1 pseudogene is annotated in these 716 nt (G+C 77.1%); it reads left to right on the plus strand.

Annotated features, from left to right (window positions below):
* Positions 1–716 (plus strand): annotated as a pseudogene (locus tag SACPADRAFT_RS32365) (sacsin N-terminal ATP-binding-like domain-containing protein); the annotation flags it as partial.

The following is a 716-nucleotide window of genomic DNA, read 5'->3' on the forward strand; positions in this document are numbered from 1 at the left end:
AGTTGCTGCGCTCGCCCGCACTGGGGGAGGCGGTGCGCGGCAGCGTCGACGACGCGCTGGCCGGGGTGGACGTGTGGCCGCTGGCCGAGGCGGTGCTGCGCCTGGTCACCGGGGCCGGCGTTCCGCCCGCGGCGCCGGAGGACGACACGGTCGGCGGGGTGGTGTCCGGCGAGCTGGCGCTGCCCTCCCGGACCGGGTGGCGCCGGGCCGACGAACTCCTGCTCCCGCACGCCGAACTGGGCGCCGTGCTCGATGCCGACGCGGTCGGCGAGGACGCACCGCTGGAGGTGCTCGACGACACCGTCGCGGCGCGGTTCGACGACGAGGCGCTCACCGCGGTGGGGGTGCTCGACACCTTCCGGGTGTCGGACACCGGTGTCGGTGTCGGCACAGACACCGACACCGGGATCGACACCGGAGCGGAGACCGGGACCGGGGCGGACGCCGATCCGTCCGTCGCCGACCTCGATCTGGTCGCCGACGACCGCTGGCCGGAGGCGATCCGGCTGTTGGCCGCACGTCCGGAGACCCGGCGGGCGCTCACCGCGGACCCCGGGACGCGGCGTTGGCTGGCGGCCCACGCCGTCCTGGCCGGCCACCCGCCCGCACACTGGCGCCTGCCCTCCGCGACGGGGGCGGCCGGACTGTTCGACCCGGTGCCGGACGTCGGCCTGTCCGCGGAGCTGCTGACTGCCTGCGGGGTGCGCACCGGACCG

It is taken from the genome of Saccharomonospora iraqiensis subsp. paurometabolica YIM 90007 (assembly GCF_000231035.2).
Classification (GTDB): Bacteria; Actinomycetota; Actinomycetes; order Mycobacteriales; family Pseudonocardiaceae; genus Saccharomonospora; species Saccharomonospora paurometabolica.